Annotated in this window: 17 protein-coding genes and 1 pseudogene; 4 read left to right on the top strand and 14 right to left on the bottom strand. The window is 38.8% G+C overall.

The annotated features are described in order from the left end of the window. The 8 genes and pseudogenes from B3R79_RS01540 to dnaG form a co-directional block, all read right to left on the bottom strand. A partial coding sequence (locus tag B3R79_RS01540; RefSeq protein WP_293693367.1) for an ABC transporter ATP-binding protein occupies positions 1-587 on the bottom strand: 587 nt, incomplete at its 3' end. After that, positions 587-1,393 carry an ABC transporter permease gene (locus B3R79_RS01535; protein WP_168260598.1) on the bottom strand — a complete coding sequence of 269 codons (807 nt, stop codon included), beginning with the start codon at positions 1,391-1,393 and terminating at the stop codon, positions 587-589. The genes B3R79_RS01540 and B3R79_RS01535, both read right to left, overlap by 1 nt. Continuing rightward, positions 1,390-2,325 carry a glycosyltransferase family 2 protein gene (locus B3R79_RS01530; protein WP_293693364.1) on the bottom strand — a complete coding sequence of 312 codons (936 nt, stop codon included), beginning with the start codon at positions 2,323-2,325 and terminating at the stop codon, positions 1,390-1,392. The genes B3R79_RS01535 and B3R79_RS01530 overlap by 4 nt, the downstream gene beginning before the upstream one ends. After that, on the bottom strand, positions 2,315-3,469 hold the full coding sequence (gene cps2T / locus B3R79_RS01525; protein ID WP_293693362.1) for a beta 1-4 rhamnosyltransferase Cps2T: 1,155 nt from the start codon (positions 3,467-3,469) through the stop codon (positions 2,315-2,317). Before cps2T ends, B3R79_RS01530 begins: the two co-directional genes overlap by 11 nt. A 122-nt stretch (positions 3,470-3,591) precedes the next feature. Then, positions 3,592-4,446, bottom strand: coding sequence for a dTDP-4-dehydrorhamnose reductase (gene rfbD, locus B3R79_RS01520; RefSeq protein ID WP_154454695.1), 855 nt, complete (start codon positions 4,444-4,446; stop codon positions 3,592-3,594). Positions 4,447-4,555: 109 nt separating this feature from the next. Further along, the gene (locus B3R79_RS01515) at positions 4,556-4,891 is read right to left on the bottom strand and encodes a metal-sulfur cluster assembly factor (RefSeq protein ID WP_168260588.1); all 336 of its coding nucleotides are present in this window, start codon (positions 4,889-4,891) and stop codon (positions 4,556-4,558) included. Between the two features lie 18 nt (positions 4,892-4,909). Further along, on the bottom strand, positions 4,910-6,019 hold the full coding sequence (gene rpoD, locus B3R79_RS01510) for an RNA polymerase sigma factor RpoD (RefSeq protein WP_168260587.1): 1,110 nt from the start codon (positions 6,017-6,019) through the stop codon (positions 4,910-4,912). 8 nt (positions 6,020-6,027) lie between these two features. Continuing rightward, positions 6,028-7,840 (bottom strand): annotated as a pseudogene (dnaG, locus tag B3R79_RS01505) (DNA primase). A gap of 134 nt (positions 7,841-7,974) precedes the next feature. Here dnaG and mscL point away from each other — a divergent pair. After that, positions 7,975-8,355, top strand: coding sequence for a large conductance mechanosensitive channel protein MscL (gene mscL, locus B3R79_RS01500; RefSeq protein ID WP_168260585.1), 381 nt, complete (start codon positions 7,975-7,977; stop codon positions 8,353-8,355). 50 nt (positions 8,356-8,405) lie between these two features. On the opposite strand, the gene rpsU is transcribed toward mscL, so the two are convergent. The 6 genes from rpsU to B3R79_RS01470 form a co-directional block, all read right to left on the bottom strand. Further along, a complete protein-coding gene (gene rpsU, locus B3R79_RS01495) occupies positions 8,406-8,582 on the bottom strand; it encodes a 30S ribosomal protein S21 (RefSeq protein ID WP_000048058.1) in 177 nt (58 codons plus the stop codon). A gap of 279 nt (positions 8,583-8,861) precedes the next feature. Further along, a complete protein-coding gene (locus B3R79_RS01490) occupies positions 8,862-9,119 on the bottom strand; it encodes a hypothetical protein (RefSeq protein WP_293693357.1) in 258 nt (85 codons plus the stop codon). Between the two features lie 178 nt (positions 9,120-9,297). Then, entirely contained in the window at positions 9,298-10,113 is an 816-nt protein-coding gene (locus B3R79_RS01485; RefSeq protein ID WP_293693355.1) for an ABC transporter substrate-binding protein, read from the bottom strand. A 151-nt stretch (positions 10,114-10,264) separates the two neighbouring features. After that, positions 10,265-12,529 carry a glycogen/starch/alpha-glucan family phosphorylase gene (gene glgP, locus B3R79_RS01480; RefSeq protein ID WP_293693353.1) on the bottom strand — a complete coding sequence of 755 codons (2,265 nt, stop codon included), beginning with the start codon at positions 12,527-12,529 and terminating at the stop codon, positions 10,265-10,267. Positions 12,530-12,550: 21 nt separating this feature from the next. Continuing rightward, positions 12,551-14,056 carry a 4-alpha-glucanotransferase gene (malQ, locus tag B3R79_RS01475; protein ID WP_264879704.1) on the bottom strand — a complete coding sequence of 502 codons (1,506 nt, stop codon included), beginning with the start codon at positions 14,054-14,056 and terminating at the stop codon, positions 12,551-12,553. A gap of 154 nt (positions 14,057-14,210) precedes the next feature. Continuing rightward, a complete protein-coding gene (locus B3R79_RS01470) occupies positions 14,211-15,236 on the bottom strand; it encodes a LacI family DNA-binding transcriptional regulator (RefSeq protein ID WP_293693351.1) in 1,026 nt (341 codons plus the stop codon). A 345-nt stretch (positions 15,237-15,581) separates the two neighbouring features. Here B3R79_RS01470 and B3R79_RS01465 point away from each other — a divergent pair, with 345 nt between their 5' ends. The 3 genes from B3R79_RS01465 to B3R79_RS01455 all read left to right on the top strand — a co-directional run bounded on the left by B3R79_RS01465 (position 15,582) and on the right by B3R79_RS01455 (position 19,115). Next, positions 15,582-16,847: an extracellular solute-binding protein gene (locus B3R79_RS01465; protein WP_293693349.1), complete on the top strand. Its 1,266-nt coding sequence runs from the start codon at positions 15,582-15,584 to the stop codon at positions 16,845-16,847. 64 nt (positions 16,848-16,911) lie between these two features. Continuing rightward, positions 16,912-18,279, top strand: a complete 1,368-nt coding sequence (locus B3R79_RS01460; protein ID WP_293693348.1) for a carbohydrate ABC transporter permease — start codon at positions 16,912-16,914, stop codon at positions 18,277-18,279. After that, the gene (locus tag B3R79_RS01455) at positions 18,279-19,115 is read left to right on the top strand and encodes a sugar ABC transporter permease (protein ID WP_293693346.1); all 837 of its coding nucleotides are present in this window, start codon (positions 18,279-18,281) and stop codon (positions 19,113-19,115) included. The genes B3R79_RS01460 and B3R79_RS01455 overlap by 1 nt, the downstream gene beginning before the upstream one ends. The last annotated feature ends 59 nt before the right edge of the window (positions 19,116-19,174 follow it).

Here is a 19,174-nt window from a genome sequence, read left to right as displayed (position 1 = left end):
TCCATGAAGTAATCGTTACATTTTCGTTGGAAGGCTTCGTCACCAACCGCAAGCACTTCGTCAAGGATTAGGACATCTCCTTGCGCTTTAATCGCAACAGAAAAGGCTAGACGCACCTGCATACCACTTGAATAATTTTTGAGTTTTTGGTTCATAAAATCTTCAAGTTCTGCAAATTCAACGATGTCGCCATACATGGCATCAATTTCTTCAGTTGTAAAACCAAGCATCGCACCGTTCATATACACGTTTTCACGTCCTGTTAATTCAGGGTTAAAACCAACACCCAATTCAATGAAAGACACCATTTTACCATCTACGGTAACAGTCCCTTTTTCAGGAACGTAAATTTGAGAAATGATTTTCAAAAGCGTTGATTTTCCTGAACCATTTCTACCAACAATCCCAAAGAAATCACCTTTATAAACATCAAATGAAATGTCTTTCAAAACATGTTGTTCACGGTAACCTTTAATTCCTCTGAAACGATTAACTAACGCTGTACGTAAACTTTGAGTTGCTTCTGTTGGTAATCTAAAATCTTTACTAACATGATCAACTTTTACTGCAATTTCTTTCTCTGACATTATAAAATCTCCGCAAATTTCTTAGCATTTCTATGGAAAATAGCATACCCAATCGCAAAAATAACAATCGGCAATAAGTATGGGATAAGTGCCCAAATATGGTGGTTATACAAGTCCCAACCACGCATGCTTCCTGAGTAAACAATGTAATGACGCAAATCTTGGATAATCTGAGCTAACGGATTAAGCATCATTAACTTAGCAATAGTCACTTGATTTTTTTGAAGAATAAATGTTAAAGAATAGATAACAGGGGTTGCATACATACCAGCTTGCATGACAACTTCCCAAATAGGACCCAAGTCGCGGTATTTAACAAATAAGGTTGATAAAATAAAGGCTATCCCTGCTGAAAGTAAGGCTAATTCAATAAATAAGGGAATGATCACCAAGAATTTCCAGTCTGGTTGCACCCCATTAATCAAGGCAAAGACAAACACAACTAGCAAGTTAATACCGTAGTTGATAGCAGCCCCAACAACAGATGAAATAACAATAATTTCCTTTGAAAAGTTCAGTTTCCGTAGCAAGTCGCCTCGACTAACAATGGAAACCATTCCCATACTAGTTGCTTCTTGGAAAAATGACCACGTCACCATCCCAAGCAAGACACCAATGGCATAGTGCGGTGTCCCATCATCTAGACGTAAAAAGCGGATAAAGACCAAATACATGATGGTAAACAGCATCAAAGGTTTCAAAATTGACCACAAATGACCAACCAAACTCCCCTGATAACGCAGTTTAAAATCCGTTTTGACCATTTCATTTAGTAATATTCTGTTTTTTTTGCTAAAAAATGTCATCGTTTTCTCCTATAACCAAATTTGGTAATGATTAATGTTCTAAACACAAGAGTATGAAACGTTCTATTTTTTCGTAAATTATATTTTCTTAAGATGGCTATGCGCTGAAATAAAGACTGTTCTAAAAGCGTTGTGAAAGCATTGACCAATTGCCTATTTTCAGGCGACAAAGGTAAATGTAACAACAACTTTGCCTGCTCTTGGCTCGAATCAATCAGCCACCAATACTTCGCCACAAGCTTATGAGGTCTTAACCAGTTCCTCATGCGCTTGGTCCATGTGCGAGCTCCAAGCACATTGTGATCGTGTTGGCGATACAATTCAGTCGGGGTATCAATATAAATAAGCGACCCCATTGCACTAGCCACAAGTGCTAAATACCAATCATGCATCAACAGATGATCTGACTCATTCCAATACTGGGCAAGAGCGTGATTGATCATCATGGTTCCGCCAGTAACCGTATTTTCAGTCAATTCTTGAACAAGTTCGGTATTAGCATGGTCAGACTGCGTCTTAATCATGCTCTCGTGCAGCACGGTCAATTCCTGATTGACAATTTTCAAATCCGTATAAACCAACAAAGGCTTATCAGACGGATACGCTTTGGCTTTTGCTAATGTCACCTCAAGCTTGTTTTCTAACCAAATATCATCCTGATCAGAAAAGAAATAATAATCTGCTTCGCTATGTTTTAAAAGCGTGTAGAAATTTCGAATCACTCCCAAATTGTTTTGATGTTCGGGATTGATAAAGACAATCCGTGAATCGGCTTGGGCGTATGCGTTAATAATATCTCTTGTCTTATCACTCGAGCCATCATCGCGGATGTATAATGTCCAGTCCTTAACCGTTTGATTTTGAATACTTTTGATTTGGTCGGCTAAAAACATCTCCCCATTGTAGGTGGACATGAGAATATTAATTTTCATTTAAAAACAGTGCCTCATACTCTCCTACTATTTTTTCCCACGTGTAATGTTCTGTAATAATCGCACGCGCACGCCTGCCGTATTCGGCAAAATCCTGGTGTTGGTCCACATCGTTAATCAACTGCGCAAGATTGCCAGACGATTTTGTCCAATACAGGGCACTAGCAGATGCCACTGATTGGTTAAAGGGAACATTATAAACCAGATTAAGATTCGTGTGCCCCAAAGCTTCCAACAAGCCTGGATTGGTACCACCAACCTCATGACCATGAATGTAAGCAAAAGCATTTTCACGAATATAGGTCAACAACTCACGGTCATAAACCGTTCCCACGAAGCGAATTCGCTCATCCTTGTCAAAATGCGTCAAGCGTTTCAAGGTGTCAAAATAATCATTGCCCTCGTGGTTGCAAATGATGACTAGTTTACGCTTGGTATCTGACGCCATAAATTCACGGATAGCTGTTTCGTAATTGTTTTCAGGCACAAAACGCCCAACAATCAGATAATACCCCTTCTCTTTAATGTGCCATTGCTGAAACCACTCCTGCACTTTAGCACTCTCAGGGCTTAATGCCGATTTTTGTAAGTCTGTTCCGTAAGCAATAAAGGTTGTTTTGGCACTAGGATAAGAGGTTTTAATATACTCCTCTATACCAACGTTATCTGAAATCACCAAATCAGCTGATGTTGCCATAATTTTTTCAGACTGTTTTAAATACCATTGGACGGGTTTTGACCATTTTGACCGTTTCCATTCAAGACCATCTGGATTGATAAACAACTGCCCTCCGACAGCGTGGATGTTTCGAATGAAAGGATCAATAAAAGCGCCAATCGTATTTCCCAAAACATAAAAAATAGGATGCGCAATCTGTTCTTTTTTCACCATTTGAAGACTATAATTGATAGCCATCATGTCATAAGCAATGACACGCGCTGGACCAAGCTTAGGCGCCTTAATGGTAAAACAATCTGCACCCGCATACTGAAAATGTGTATGGTGTTCTTTATCGCTTAGACAGGCCACATGGTAATACACGTCTGCACTTTGTTTATGTGTAACCAATTCCTCAACAAAAGTCTCAAAGCCACCATATTTTGCAGGCAGCCCGCGACTTCCAATGATAAAAACGTGTTGCATAGCAGACCTCTCTATCTTTAAAATACAATCATTTTCCATTATACCACATTTTACATAGGCTGGCTAAATAAAAAAGGAATCTGATTATTCACCAGATTCCTACCCTGTTCAAAAGGTAGTGATTACTCTTTCACTTCTTGTCTGTAAAATTCTTTCAAGGCATCTTGCCATGTTGGAATCACAAAACCAGTTTCTTTGGCTTTTTTAAGGCTAAGTGTTGAGTTAAATGGACGTTTTGCTTTTGCTGGAAATTGACTTGAATCAACTGGTTTAACAAGCACATCTGTATCTTTCAAAATCTCAACTGCGAAATCATACCATGTAGTGTCTTCATCAGCGTCATTTGACAAATGGTAGTAACCAAATGCTTTTTGGTTTTCAGTCAAGTAAGTCATGAATTCTGCCAGGGTGCGTGTCCATGTTGGGCGACCATGTTGGTCATTAACGACAGTTAAGGTATCATGTGTTTTAGCAAGGTTTTGCATGGTAAAGACAAAGTTTTTACCGTAGTTACTAAATACCCAAGCTGTACGGATGATATAGTAGTTATCCAAGTATTTTTCAACTGCTTCTTCACCCAAACGTTTTGTGCGACCGTATTCTGTTTGAGGGTTCGCTTTGTCGTCAACTTCCCATTCTTCTCCGACTGGCTTGTCACCATCAAAAACGTAGTCTGTAGAAACGTAAACAAGTGTTGCGCCGTATTTTGCAGCTGCTTTAGCAATAATTTCAGTTCCTGTCACGTTGATGGCGTAGTCCAATTCTTTACCTTCATCTTCTGCCGCATCAACTGCAGTGTAGGCAGCACAGTGGTAAATAAGAGTTGGTTTTACTTCAGCAAATACTTTATCCACTTTTTCGCTGTCTGTGATGTCCATTTCGGCAACGTCAACTGCAACGTATTCTTCATCACGTTCGTCCAATAAATGACGCATTTCTGAACCTAATTGACCATTAGCACCTGTAATTAAAATCATAACAAGTCTTTCTCCTTTACTTCATTCCCTTTCATTTTACACTATTTTACTGAAAAAAGCACTAATAATTCAAAAAAGAACAGCAAGGCTCTTGCTGTTCTTTCATCTATTATCGAATGCCTAGAGCAATGCGAGCATAGCGGCTCATCTTATCAACTGTCCAAGCAGGATACCAAACCAACTTCACTTCTGTCTTAGTGACTTCAGGAATATCACGCATCGCATCATGAATTTGGTCTGTCAAAAGGTCAGCCAAAGGGCAACCCATTGTTGTTAAGGTCATATCAATTTCTGTATGACCATCTTGGTTGAAACGAATTTCATAAACAAGGCCAAGATTCACAATATCAATTCCCAACTCTGGATCAATAACCATTTCCAAAGCTTCAAGAATACGATCTTTGATTTTAGCAACTTCTTCCTCAGTGTACTTTTGTTCTAACATAGGCAAACCTCTCACTCATTAGTCTTCAATAAAGTCACGTAGTTGTTTACTACGGCTTGGATGGCGTAATTTACGAAGAGCTTTCGCTTCAATTTGACGGATACGTTCACGCGTAACGTTAAAGACTTTTCCGACATCTTCTAAAGTACGCATTTTACCATCATCCAATCCAAAACGCAAGCGCAAGACATTTTCTTCACGGTCAGTCAAGGTGTCTAACACTTCATCCAATTGTTCACGAAGAACGACACGCGTTGTGTAGTCCACTGGATTTTCAATCACTTCATCTTCAATGAAATCACCTAGGTGGCTGTCATCTTCTTCACCGATTGGGGTTTCCAAAGAAACAGGTTCTTGAGCAATTTTCAAGATTTCGCGAACCTTGTCAGGTGTCATGTCCATGCGTTCAGCGATTTGTTCTGGCGTTGGATCTTGTCCAAGCTCTTGAAGGAGGTTACGTTGTTCACGAACCAATTTGTTAATGGTTTCTACCATGTGAACAGGGATACGAATAGTACGGGCTTGGTCAGCAATAGCACGCGTGATCGCTTGACGAATCCACCAAGTCGCATAAGTTGAGAATTTGAACCCTTTTGAGTAGTCAAATTTATCAACGGCTTTCATCAAGCCCATATTGCCTTCTTGGATCAAATCAAGGAACTGCATCCCACGACCAACGTAACGTTTGGCAATAGAAACCACCAAACGCAAGTTTGCTTCTGCCAAACGCTGTTTGGCTTGAAGGTCACCTTTAGCAACGGCAACCGCCAATTCTTTTTCTTCCTCGCTAGTAAGCAAAGGAACAACACCAATTTCTTTAAGGTACATACGGACAGGGTCATTGACCTTAGCAGAATTGCTACCAAGCAACTCTTCGTCAGTCAATTCTTCTGGCTTTGGTTCTTCCACAACGTACTTGCTTGAAGGATTACCTTCCTTGTCTGTGATGGAAATACCACCATCCGTTAAACGCTCTAGAAGGTCATCAATTTGATCAGCATCCAATGAAAATGGAATAACTAATTTTTCAGTAACCTCATCATCAATGGCTGTTCCATCCTTTTTATGATTACGAATAAATTCTGCAACTTGAACATTAAAGGTTGTGATTTCTTTTTCTTTTGCCATATTTTCCTCTATTCCATATTTCTTTTTTGAGCAATGAGATTTTCTAAAGCTGCTAGTGCAGTATCCACATCTCCAAGATGGCTCGATTCACGAACAAGTTTGCCTTGTTTTTGCAATTCACGCTCTTGGAGAAGACGATTGCGACGGTCGATAATCTCTTCTATTTCATTCGTTGAAATCTCATCTGGTAAATTTTCTTCTAAAACGCGGTAATACATTTGACGCGTTGATTCATCTAATTGTGCCAAATCATAGGAATCCAACTCCCCTTCTTGCAACAATAAGTTATATAAAACCTGCAATTCCTTAGTATCAAAGGCAAATAGATCGTTACTGCGAAATCCATTAAGCAGGTAATCATGCGTTAATAGACGGTGCATGAGCTGGCACTCTGCTCTTGTAATAGCAGAGATTTTTTTTGAAATGGGCAACTCCACTACTGTCACAGCCTGTTTGGCATAATTACCCTGCATGGCAGAACGGTTTTGTAAGCGTTCATTGTTGACAGATTGCTCGATCTGATAGTAATCAAAATCAGGGAGCAAATCAGCCACCATACTAATATACGAATTTTGAGCCGTAATAGAAGGAGTTTGCGCGATAATCTTTGAAATTTGTTCCACGTAAGCAATTTCTGATTGCAAGTTATCGCTATTTTCAGGCTTCAAGTAATGAATCAGAAATTCCGTGCTGCTAATACGGTAATTTTCTAATAAATTAGCCAAAGCCTGAGGTGAATTTTTGTGAACAAATTCGTCTGGATCCATTCTATCAGGTAGACTGACAATCTCAACATCCAACCCCTTCAACAGTTCCAAAGATTTAGCAATAGCGTGCTGTCCGGCCGCATCACCATCATAGGTCAAAACCACTTTCTTAGCATAGCGTTTCAAATGGCTGACATGTTCAGGTGTCAAAGCAGTCCCCATAGAAGCTACTGCATTATCAATTCCTGAACGGTAAGCTGCAATCACATCCATGAAACCTTCCATTAGGTAAACTTCATGGGTCTTACTCACACTAGGACGTGCCTTATCCAAGTGGTACAGTTCGTACGATTTATTAAAAATAACGGTAGAACGCGTGTTCTTGTACTTTGCTTGCTGACTTTCCACATCTTCTCGTGACCAAATGCGCCCTGAAAAGGCAACAATCCGCCCCTTGTCATTTGTCAAAGGAAACATGATACGATTTTGAAAAGCATCGTAGAAACGGTTTGATTGCTCAGAGAAATTAAAAAGACCTGAGTTCATCAAAACCTTTTCATCGTAATGTTTTGAGAGAGATTGGTAGAGAAAATCAGAGCCCTTGGGCGACAAACCAATGTTAAAATAATCAATCACATCGTCTGTTAGACCACGACTATGTAAATAAGCCTTAGCTTCTTGCCCTTCTTTTGTCGTTTTCAAGACGGCACTGTAAAACTTAGCCGCATCCTTTTGAATATCTAACAACAATTGATTAGGGTTTTGGGTCCTGGTTTCAACTTGTTGCGGTCTATCATTTGGTATGGTAATACCTGCACGTTTTGCTAGCAGGCGCACACTATCTAAAAAACTAACTTGGCGGTATTCTTCTACAAATTTGTAAACATCCCCTGATTTTCCGCAGCCAAAACAGTGAAAGAACTGCTTATCCTCAACCACGTTGAAGGATGGGGTTTTCTCTTTATGAAAAGGGCATAAGCCAACATAATGACGACCAGCACGTGTCAAATCAACAACTTCACCGATGACTTCCACAATATTCACGTGACCTTTAATCTCGGAAATTAATTCTTTGTCGATTGCCAAAAACATCACCTCCACACACTAATCCCATTATACTTTTGAAACTTATTATACCATTTTCAAGGTTTTTTGTAAATTTTTTAGAATTTAGCATATTTAGAGCATTTTTGCCACTTTTTTGGTATAATACTATTGTAAGCGTTTTATTTTTTTAGGAAGTTTCTTATGATAAAGGAATTGAGGGATTTTTTGTTTAAGGCTAACGTCTTAGACCTTGCTGTTGCCGTGATTGTTGCGGCTGCTTTTAATGCCATCATCACTTCACTCGTTGAAGATGTGATTACACCACTCTTCCTAACACCCGCTTTGAAAGCTGCTGGGGTTGAGCAAATCACTGAGTTATCTTGGAATGGTGTGGCTTATGGTAGCTTTCTTAGTGCCGTTCTTAACTTCTTGATTGTCGGTACAACCCTATTTTTCATCGTCAAAGCAGCTAATGTCGCAACATCTCTAGGCAAACAAAACCAAGAAGATGCCGAAGAAGATGCAGCACCGACTCAAGAAGAATTGCTTACAGAAATTCGTGATTTGTTAAAAGAAAAATAAGAATGACAAAAGAGACGCCTAGCGTCTCTTCTTTTTTATCCAAGATTTTATTAGAATTTTTTACGTTTGCGAGCTGCTTCTGATTTGCGTTTACGTTTTACAGAAGGTTTTTCGTAGAATTCACGTTTGCGTGATTCTTGAAGAGTCCCAGCTTTAGTCACAGAACGTTTGAAACGGCGAAGTGCGTCGTCTAAAGATTCGTTTTTACGTACTACTGTTTTTGACATGTGTCTCACCTCCTCAAGATAATGTAACATTTACACGTTCTTAATAAGAATACCAAAATTATGAAAAAAGGTCAATCCTTACGTGCATAAAAATGTATTTATTTTTTGAAAACATGTTTTTTATTCCCAAACTTATGACTTCTTTAAGGAAAGAACTCTATACTGTAGACAATCCTAATAAACTTTCTTTTTCATAATCTCCTAAGCGGCTACTTTTCAAGTGGTCGCTTTTTTGCTTACTCAGAAAAAGCGAAATAATATCCCTCGGGATTACAAAAATTACAAGCCAAAGTTTTTCCTATTTGCACCCACGTGAACGCCAGCTTTTAAAAGTTCTTCACGCTTTAAGGCGACATCGTCACAATGAAACATCAAAGATGGGGTGACTAAAACAAGTTCTGGTGAGTAAGCTGCTACTGCCTCTTTATCCAGCAAGACAATAGCTGTTTCTGCCTCAGGTGTCGGACTTAAGACAAATATCTTTGTACCATCTGGTCCAGGCATGGTTTGTTTTAATGTAAAACTTAGTTTATCCACACAAAATTGAGCACAACTTTTCTGTATGGTCAACATACAGCATCACTTGAGCAAGGTAATTCATCTCTAATCTCCCTCTTTTATGGCTTTTTATGAGTCATACCTTACCTACTTTTTAAAAAAAAGCAATCAAAACGCTCACAAAAAAAGACCTCAAAAGGTCCTTAAACTATTGATGTTATTCGTCGCTGCTGCTTCCAGTCAATTTAGCAGCGTCTGAAATGAATTGTTGGTATTTACCTTCATCTCTTAGTTTTTTGATGACTTTGTTAACGGTATCAACCAATTCACCACTGTCTTTTGGCATAGCTACAGCTTTGGCATCACCATCACCTGTTTTAAGCGCAAAGCTTGCTAAAGCCAAATCTGGGTTTTGATCCAAGTAACCTTCTGCAACAGGTTTTTCAAGGTCAACAGCTTGAACTTGTCCTGATTTCAATTCATTGATAGCTTCACCCATTGATGTCAATGAAATGATGTTTGCATTTTCCAATTGCTTTTTAGCCAAGTCTTCTTCGACAGTTCCTTTTTGAACAGCTACTTTTGCTCCAGACAAACTATCAATTGAGGTATACTTGTCAACGTCGCTAGCTTTTACCAAGATGGCATTTTCATCTTCATAGTAGGGATCTGAGAAATCGTAAACTTTTTTACGAGCTTCTGTTGGTGACAAACCTGAAATCGCCATATCTGCCTTACCTGTTTGAAGGCTTGATAGCACGTTATCAAAGCTCATTGATGAAATTTCCAATTTTACTCCCAATTCGTCTGCAATCGCTTGAGCCAATTGCACATCAGCACCGACAACGGTATCTTTACCGTCCACCAAAGCTTTAAATTCAAATGGAGCATAGTCTGGGCTCATAGCGACAACGAGTTTGCCTTTTTTCTCAATTTTTTCTTGAAGGTTTTCATTAGACGAGCTGCCACAAGCTGTCAAAGTCATGAACAAAGCTAAACCAAGAATCCCTAATACTAATTTTTTGATTTTCATATTTATTCTCCGTTTATTAGTTTTTTCTTTATTTTAGCTGCTTTTAAGGAATTTGTCAATCATTTTTTGAATAAAAATGCATAAAACTTATATTTCTATCATCATTCAGACAAAAAATGACCTAATCATAATGATTAGGTCATTTTTAAGCTTATTTGCTGTGCCAGATTTCGTCGTTGTATTGTTCGATTGTTCTATCTGATGAGAAGAATCCAGCTTTTGCAATGTTTTTGATGACTTTTGTCATCCAAACTTTTTGGTCTTCGTAGTCTGCAAGCATTTGTTCTTTGACAGCGATGTATTCTTTAAGGTCAATCAACGTCATGAACCAGTCTTTATTGATAAGTTCATTGTAAAGACGCTCTAGACGCTCTGCGTTACCAAGTTTAACCACATCGTCGCTCACAATGAAGTCCACTGCTTCTTTGATAACGGCATCGTTTTCGTAGTAATCTTTTGAAACATAGCCTTCTGTTGCATAAAGGTCAATAATCGTATCAGAATCTTTACCAAATGTATAAATATTATCCATACCAGCTAATTCAGCGATTTCGACGTTGGCACCATCCATTGTTCCAAGTGTCAAAGCACCGTTAAGCATGAATTTCATGTTACCAGTACCAGAAGCTTCTTTAGATGCCAATGAGATTTGTTCAGAAATATCTGTCGCAGGAATCAAGTGCTCAGCAACGGTTACATTGTAGTTTTCTACCAAGAAAACGTTGAGGTATTGGTTCACTTCTGGATCGTTGTTGATCAATTCTGACAAGCAAAGGATCAAGTGAATAATATCTTGAGCGATAGTGTAGGCAGGAGCTGCTTTACCACCGAAGACAACCGTTACTTTGCGTTCTGGCAACTTACCACGTTTGATTTCAAGGTATTTATGAATCACATAAAGAGCGTTCATTTGTTGACGTTTGTACTCGTGGAAACGTTTGATTTGAGTATCGATGATTGAGTTTTCATCCAACTCGATACCTTTGTTTTCTTTGAGGTAACGTTTCAAGGCCAATTTATTGTTGTGCTTGATTTCAGCTAGTTTAGCATGAACGCTTTCGTCATCTGCATAAGCCAATAATTTTTCAAGCTTAGTCGCATCAGTCAAGTAGTCGTCACCGATAAGCTCTTTCAAGTAATCCGCCAAGTCTTGGTTGGCAAATTCTAACCAGCGACGGAAAGTGATACCATTTGTTTTGTTATTGAATTTTTCAGGGTAAATATCGTAGAAAGGCTTCAATTCACTGTTTTTAAGGATTTCAGTGTGGAGGGCTGCAACCCCGTTTACTGAAGTTGAGAAGTGAATATCCATGTGTGCCATGTGAACACGACCTGATTCGTCAATGATTTGAACAGCTGGGTCACTGTATTCACTAGCAATAAGTTCATTTAATTGTTCGATGATTGTTACCAAGTGTGGTACAACTTCGTTTAGGTAGTCAAGAGGCCATTTTTCAAGGGCTTCTGCCAAGATTGTGTGGTTTGTGTAACCAACCATGTTTTTCACGATAGCAACAGCTTCATCAAAGGCAATGTCATGTTTTTCAGTCAATAGACGAATCAATTCTGGGATAACCATTGATGGGTGTGTGTCGTTGATTTGAACATAAGCGTAATCTGCCAAATCGTGCAAGTTAGAACCGCGTTCGATAGCCTCATCAATCAACAATTGTGCTGCGTTAGATACCATGAAATATTGTTGGTAAATACGAAGCAATTCACCGTTTTTATCAGAATCATCTGGGTAAAGGAAGAGCGTCAAGTTTTTCTTGATTTCTGTTTTATCAAATGAAATACCATCGTGAATCAAACCATAATCCAAACCATCGATATCAAACAAGTTGAGATAGTTTTTCGTATCACGTTTGTAACCCAAAACATCAATACGGTCTAGGCGTGATTTAAGCGTGAAATCTTTGAATGGCACATCGTAGCTAATATCTGTTGGAACCAACCAAGAATCGTCTTCAATCCAGTAGTTAGCTTCTGCTTCTTGTTGATTGTCCACGAAAACTTGTTTGAACAATCCACAGTGGTAGTTAAGCCCGACACCTTCACCGTTGATGCCAAGTGTTGACATTGAATCGATGAAGCATGATGCCAAACGTCCAAGTCCACCATTACCAAGAGATGGTTCTAATTCAACATCTTCCACTTCAGCAATTGATTTGCCTGCTGCTGCCAATTCATTCTTAACTTCCTTATAGATACCAAGGTTGATTAGGTTGTTTGACAAGAGTTTTCCGATAAGGAATTCAGCTGAGATGTAGTAGACTTTACGTTTAGCTGTATTTTTTGGTTTTTCTGCAGCTAGTTCTTTCACGAAGTGTAAAAGAGCGACGTAAATATCTTCGTTGCTCATGTCAGCAAGTGTTTGTCCTTTATGTTCAAGATAGTTTGTAAATGTAGTAGTCATGTGTATATCCTTTACTTTTTCTTATCCTTTATTTGGGTTTTTACGACAGTAAAGCGCTGTAATGTCTTTCAAGAAGGCTTTGCGGTCATCCGTCAAATCTTCTTTGCGCATACGCCATTGCCAGTTGCCACCAACAGTATTTGGAATGTTCATGCGGCTTTCTGCAGGTTTGTCAAGCAAGTCTTGCATTGTCGCAATCGCAATGTGACTAACTGTTGCAAACAAAGTACGTAGCATAGCTTGTGTGATTGGTTCATTGTCACAACGGTGTGTGTATGCATCCACAAAAGCTTGTTGTTCTTCTGTTAAATTAGCATACCAGCCGTTAACCACTTCGTTATCGTGTGTACCGTTGTAAGCAACACTATTCACGTCGCAGTTGTGTGGTGCGTCGATACTCTTACCTTCAACATCGTAGAAACCAAATTCTAGAATCTTCATACCTGGGAAAGCAGTATCTTTCAAAAGTTGGTCCGCTTTTTCATCAATGTAACCAAGGTTTTCAGCGATGATTGGTAAGTCACCTAATTCTTCTTTCACGACATCAAACAAGGCACGCCCTGGACCTGGTTGCCAGCTACCGTCGTTTGCTGATTGGTAGTCACCGCGGATTTCCCAGTAGTCTGAGAAGCCTTTGAAGTGGTCAATACGCAATAAATCGTACAACTTGAAGCCTTCTTTGATACGGTAAACCCACCAAGCATAGTTGGTTTTAGCGTGATTTTCCCATGCATAGATTGGATTGCCCCAAAGCTGACCGTCATCACTAAATTCATCAGCTGGTACACCTGCGATGCAAAGTGGATTCTTTTCAGCATCTACTTTGAAGAGTTCAGGCATTGTCCAAACTTCTACACTGTCTGCAGAAACGTAAATTGGCATATCTCCAATGATTTGGATGCCTTTTTGGTTAGCATAACGTTTCAATTCAGCCCATTGTTGATAGAAGAAATATTGGGTTACTTTGTGGTATAAAATCGCATCTTTCAATTGCTCGCGGTAAGCGTTGAGCGCTTGTTCTTCTCTTCTAACAATTGCTTTATCATCCCACTCTTGCAAGGCTTTGTTATCAAATGATTCTTTGATTGCCATGAAATCAGCGTAATCTTGTACCCAATCTGCTTCTTGCTCAAATTGTGCTAATTCTTCAACACGAGCTGGGTTGCTCAAAAATCCTTTAACGGCTTGTTCTAAAATAGGACGACGTAGGTCAAAAATACGGGCATAATCAACTGACTCAACATCATCTCCAAAGTTAACACCTTCAAATGCAGCACGGTCAAGGAAACCTTGGTCCGCCAATTGCTCTAAATCAATAAGGTGTGTGTTTCCAGCAGTAGCAGAAAATGATTGATAAGGGGAATCACCATAACTAGTTGTAGTCAGCGGTAAAATTTGCCAGTACGTTTGATCTGTTTCCACTAGGAAATCAACAAATTCATACGCCTCTTTTCCGAACGTTCCTACTCCCTGAGTGCCAGGAAGTGATGTAATATGCATTAATACGCCACTTGTGCGTTGGTTCATACGTTTTTTCTCCTTCATCAACAAAACTTTTTACATTGCAATTATAACGCAAGCGTTTGCATAAGTCAACTATTTTTGTTAAAAAATAAAAAAAGCTTTCATCACTCAAAGCAAAATGAGTTATAAAAGCTTTCGTTATGCTATTAGAATAGACTTATTCTTCACCGGAAATCTGACGCACACTTTCGCGTTCTCGCAAAATAAACGGTACTATGATTTTTTCAGTGATAGATGTTTTCGGTGATTTTATCAATTCTAGTAACCTTCTAAAACTGATTCGACCTAAATTTGTAATATTAATGTCAAACGTAGTCAAATAAGGATGAATCAAGGTTGAATAAGAAGAGTTGTTAAAGGTAATAATCGAAATATCATCTGGCACACTTAATTGGTAGTAATGCAACAATTGCGTGATGCGAACAGATATTGTATCGGCAATTACAATCAAGGCTGTAGCTTCTTGCTCCTTAATCTGTTGAATGAAGGATTCTATAACCATAGGCTCTCTACGGTCAAACAAGAGAGCTGGCTGGCTTTTCAAGCCTAATTTTTCTGTGCCACGCAAGTAACCAAAATAACGTTCTGCTGATACTTCAGATTGCAAGTCATCGGTCACAAACAAAAGGTTGTGATGCCCTTTTTCATATAAGTACTCAACAGCCCGTCTTCCCATCAACTGGTTATCATTATCAATATAGGTAATGTCATTTTCATAACCTTCAGGTGCACCAACGATAACAAAAGGAACCTTATTATCCATCAAGTAACGACGAACAGGGTCTTCAGGGTCAGAATATAAAACGATAAAACCATCCACACGCTTTTGGCGGTACATCAATTTCACCTGTTCTTCTAATTCATCAACGGTCATCCCTGTTGCAATTGAAACAGTAAAATCATGCAATTTTGCTTCACTTGTAATAGTAGAAAGAATTTGCATAAAGAAGGGTTCACTAAGGCGGTCAGGAGTTAGCAGAGGCGGAAAAATCAAGCCTATATTATAGGTTAAACCGCTTGCCAACATTTGTGCAGCGACATTTGGCACATAACCCAATTCAGCCATAGCCTGTCGCACCTTGTCTTTTGTTTTTTGAGAAATGGATTTATTGTCTTTTAACACACGACTGACGGTTGAGGGATTGACCCCCGCCTTAGCCGCGACATCTTTAATTGTAACCATCTAGTTCTCCTTTTCCTTTTTCATTTTATACTAGAATCCGTAAACTGACAAGATAATGTAAAATCTTTATCAACTCTTTTGTTACCCATTATACCCAATAGATATTTTTCAGGCAACCGTTTGCTTAACAAAATATACTCTTTTATTTTAATTATATAGATTTATTTTTAAAAACAATACAAAACCTATAACTAAAATATTGTATTCGATTACATTTTGTTATAATTTAGGGGTATGTTTGAAAATAAATTAAAATTTTTTCAAAAAAGTTATTAACAATAACTGCAAACGGTTGCATAATAGTAAGTGTAAAAATATTAAAAATCTTTCTCTAGGAGGGAAAACATGAAGAAGAAGAATACCTGGAAAAAATTGTTCCTTGCTGGCGCTGGCCTAACACTTGCTAGTAGTGTGTTAGTGGCTTGTTCGAATTCCTCATCATCGGAATCATCAAGTTCGTCATCATCTGATAAAACAATTAAATTGTGGGTTCCAACAGGCGCTAAAGCCTCTTACGAAGAAATCGTGAAGAAATTCGAAGATGAATCTGGCTACAAAGTCAACATCATCGAATCAAACGACTCTAAAGCTCAGGAAAACGTTAAAAAAGACCCTGAAAAAGCTGCAGACGTCTTTTCACTTCCACACGACCAACTTGGTCAGTTAGTTGAATCTGGTGTTATCCAAGAAATTCCAGATGATTACGCTAAAGAAATTAGCGAACAAGCAACTGAGCAAGCGATTGCCGGCGCACAATACAATGGTAAAACTTATGCTTTCCCATTTGGTATTGAATCACAGGTACTCTTCTATAATAAGAGCAAATTGTCTGCGGATGATGTGAAGAACTATGAAACCATCACAACTAAAGCAACATTTGGTGATACCTTCAAATCTATGAACGCTTATGACACTGCTCCATTGTTCATGTCTGTTGGTGATACTTTGTTTGGTGAAAACGGTGAAACTGTTGACGGTACAAACTGGGCAAACGAAGCTGGTGTTTCTGTTCTTGAATGGATTGCTGACCAGAAAAACAACAGCGGTTTCGTCAATACAACTGCTGAAAACACAATGTCTAAATTTGGTGATGGCAGTGTAGCTGCTATCGAAACAGGACCATGGGACTTGTCAGCTGCTCAAGAAGCTGTTGGTAAAGACAATCTTGGTATCGCTGTTTATCCAAAAATCAACATTGGTGGTAAAGACGTTCAACAAAAAGCCTTCCTTGGTGTGAAACTTTTCGCTGTAAACCAAGCACCTGCTGGTTCTGACACTGACCGTATTGCTGCCTCTTACAAACTCGCATCTATGTTGACTAGCGAAGAAAGTCAAGAAAATCAATTCACTTACGAAGGACGTAACATCATCCCTTCAAACAAAGCAGTTCAAAAATCTGATAAAGTACAATCTAATGAATTAGCACAAGCTGTTATCACAATGGCTTCATCTTCTGACTACACAGTCGTTACACCTAAACTTAGTCAAATGACTACTTTCTGGACTGAAAGTGCTGCTCTTTTAAGTGATGTCTATAATGGTAAAATTCAAAGTAGTGAATACCTCACGAAATTACAAGAATTTGATGCAGATTTAGCAGCAGCTAAATAAGACATATGTAAAGTGGGGAAGTGCTTCCCCACTTTATTTTTTCAGTAATATAAAGGAGCTTTGTATGTTTAACTCACATCATTTTGACAGTGTGACGGTTCAAGAGGCTTTCAAAAAAGGTGGCTTTGATACAAAACTGTCATTTTTAATAATGGGATTTTCAAATCTCTATCATAAACAGTTTATCAAAGGCTTGTTATTCTTACTGTCTGAGATACTCTTTTTAATCACCTTTGTGACTCAGGTCATTCCAAGTATTAACGGCTTGATTACTTTGGGAACAAATGCTCAAGGTTTGGTGGAAAAAGATGTCGGCGGAATTAAGATGAAGGTTGCCATGGAGGGTGACAACTCAATGCTGCTCCTCATTTTTGGTTTGGCTTCTTTGATTTTCTGTCTTTTCTTTGTCTATATTTACTGGTGTAACCTAAAAAGCGCCCGTAATTTGTATGTTTTGGACAAGGAACATTTAAAAATTCCATCTTTTAAAGAAGATTTTGAAACCTTGGCTAACGGTCGTTTCCACATGACTTTGATGGCTATTCCATTGCTAGGAGTGCTTTTGTTCACTGTCTTGCCATTGATTTACATGATTTGTTTGGCCTTCACCAACTACGACCACAACCACTTGCCACCTAAAAGCTTATTTGACTGGGTCGGTTTCTCTAACTTTGGTAGCATCTTCAATGGACGCATGGCGGGAACTTTCTTCCCTGTTCTATCATGGACATTGATTTGGGCGGTATTTGCTACTGTAACCAACTTCTTCTTTGGTATTGTCTTGGCTTTGATCATCAACACTAAAGGCTTGCGATTTAAAAAATTATGGCGAACAATCTTTGTTATTACCATCGCCGTTCCGCAGTTCATCTCTCTTCTTATCATGAGAAACTTGCTTAACGATGCTGGTCCTGTTAATGCCATTCTTGAAAAAATTGGGTTGATTTCAGCAGCAAATCCACTTCCATTCTTATCAGACCCTATTTGGGCGAAATTCTCAATTATCATCGTGAATATGTGGGTTGGTATTCCAGTAACAATGCTTGTTGCAACTGGTATCATCATGAACTTGCCACAAGAACAAATCGAAGCGGCTGAAATTGACGGAGCAAGTAAGTTCCAAATCTTCAAATCAATTACCTTCCCACAAATTTTGTTGGTGATGATGCCAAACTTGATTCAACAGTTTATTGGAAACATCAATAACTTCAACGTTATCTATCTGCTAACAGGTGGAGGACCAACAAACTCAAACTACTACCAAGCAGGTAGCACAGACTTGCTGGTTACTTGGCTCTACAAACTGACCGTTACCGCGGCAGACTACAACCTAGCTTCTGTTATCGGTATCATCATCTTTGTTCTTTCTGCAGTCTTCAGTCTTCTAGCTTATACAAGAACAAGTTCTTATAAAGAAGGGGTTGCAAAATAATGAAAAACAAAAAGCGATTAACACTAACATTTGTTTATATTTTATTGATTGTTTTATCAATCATTTGGCTTTTCCCTATCATTTGGGTTGTCTTAACCAGTTTTCGTGGCGAAGGAACGGCGTATGTTAACTACCTTATTCCAAAAACATGGACACTGGATAACTACATCAAGCTCTTTACGTCAAGTGCCTTTCCTTTTGGGCAATGGTTCTTAAACACCTTGTACGTTGCAACCGTTTCATGTATCATTTCAACCTTTATCACAGTAGCCATGGCTTACTCATTGAGCCGTATCAAATTCAAACACCGCAATGGTTTCCTTAAAATTGCCCTTGTCTTGAATATGTTCCCGGGTTTCATGAGTATGATTGCCGTTTACTACATCTTAAAGGCATTCAACCTTGACCAAACCCTACTAGCCTTGATTTTGGTTTATTCAGCTGGTGCCGCACTCGGTTTCTACATTGCTAAAGGCTTCTTTGATACCATCCCGTATTCACTTGATGAATCAGCAATGATTGATGGAGCAACACGCGCTGATATTTTCTTTAAAATCACCTTGCCACTATCAAAACCAATTATCGTTTACACTGCTTTGATGGCCTTTATCGGACCTTGGATTGACTTCATCTTTGCCAAAGTTATCCTTGGTGATGCGACAAGTAAATACACTGTCGCTATCGGACTCTTCTCAATGCTTGAACAAGATACCATCAATGAATGGTTCATGTCATTCACGGCTGGTTCGGTTATCATTGCTATCCCAATCACCTTGCTCTTCATGTTTATGCAAAAATACTACGTTGAAGGCATCACAGGTGGTTCGGTTAAATAATAGACAACACACACACTCTCCTTCTTACAGTAATACACAAAAAATACACGAAAAGCTTG

This window comes from Streptococcus sp. UBA3373 (assembly GCF_002360305.1).
In the GTDB taxonomy this organism is placed as follows: domain Bacteria; phylum Bacillota; class Bacilli; order Lactobacillales; family Streptococcaceae; genus Streptococcus; species Streptococcus alactolyticus.
The sequence above is the reverse complement of the archived record's forward strand: the minus strand, read 5'-3'. Positions and strand labels throughout refer to the sequence as shown.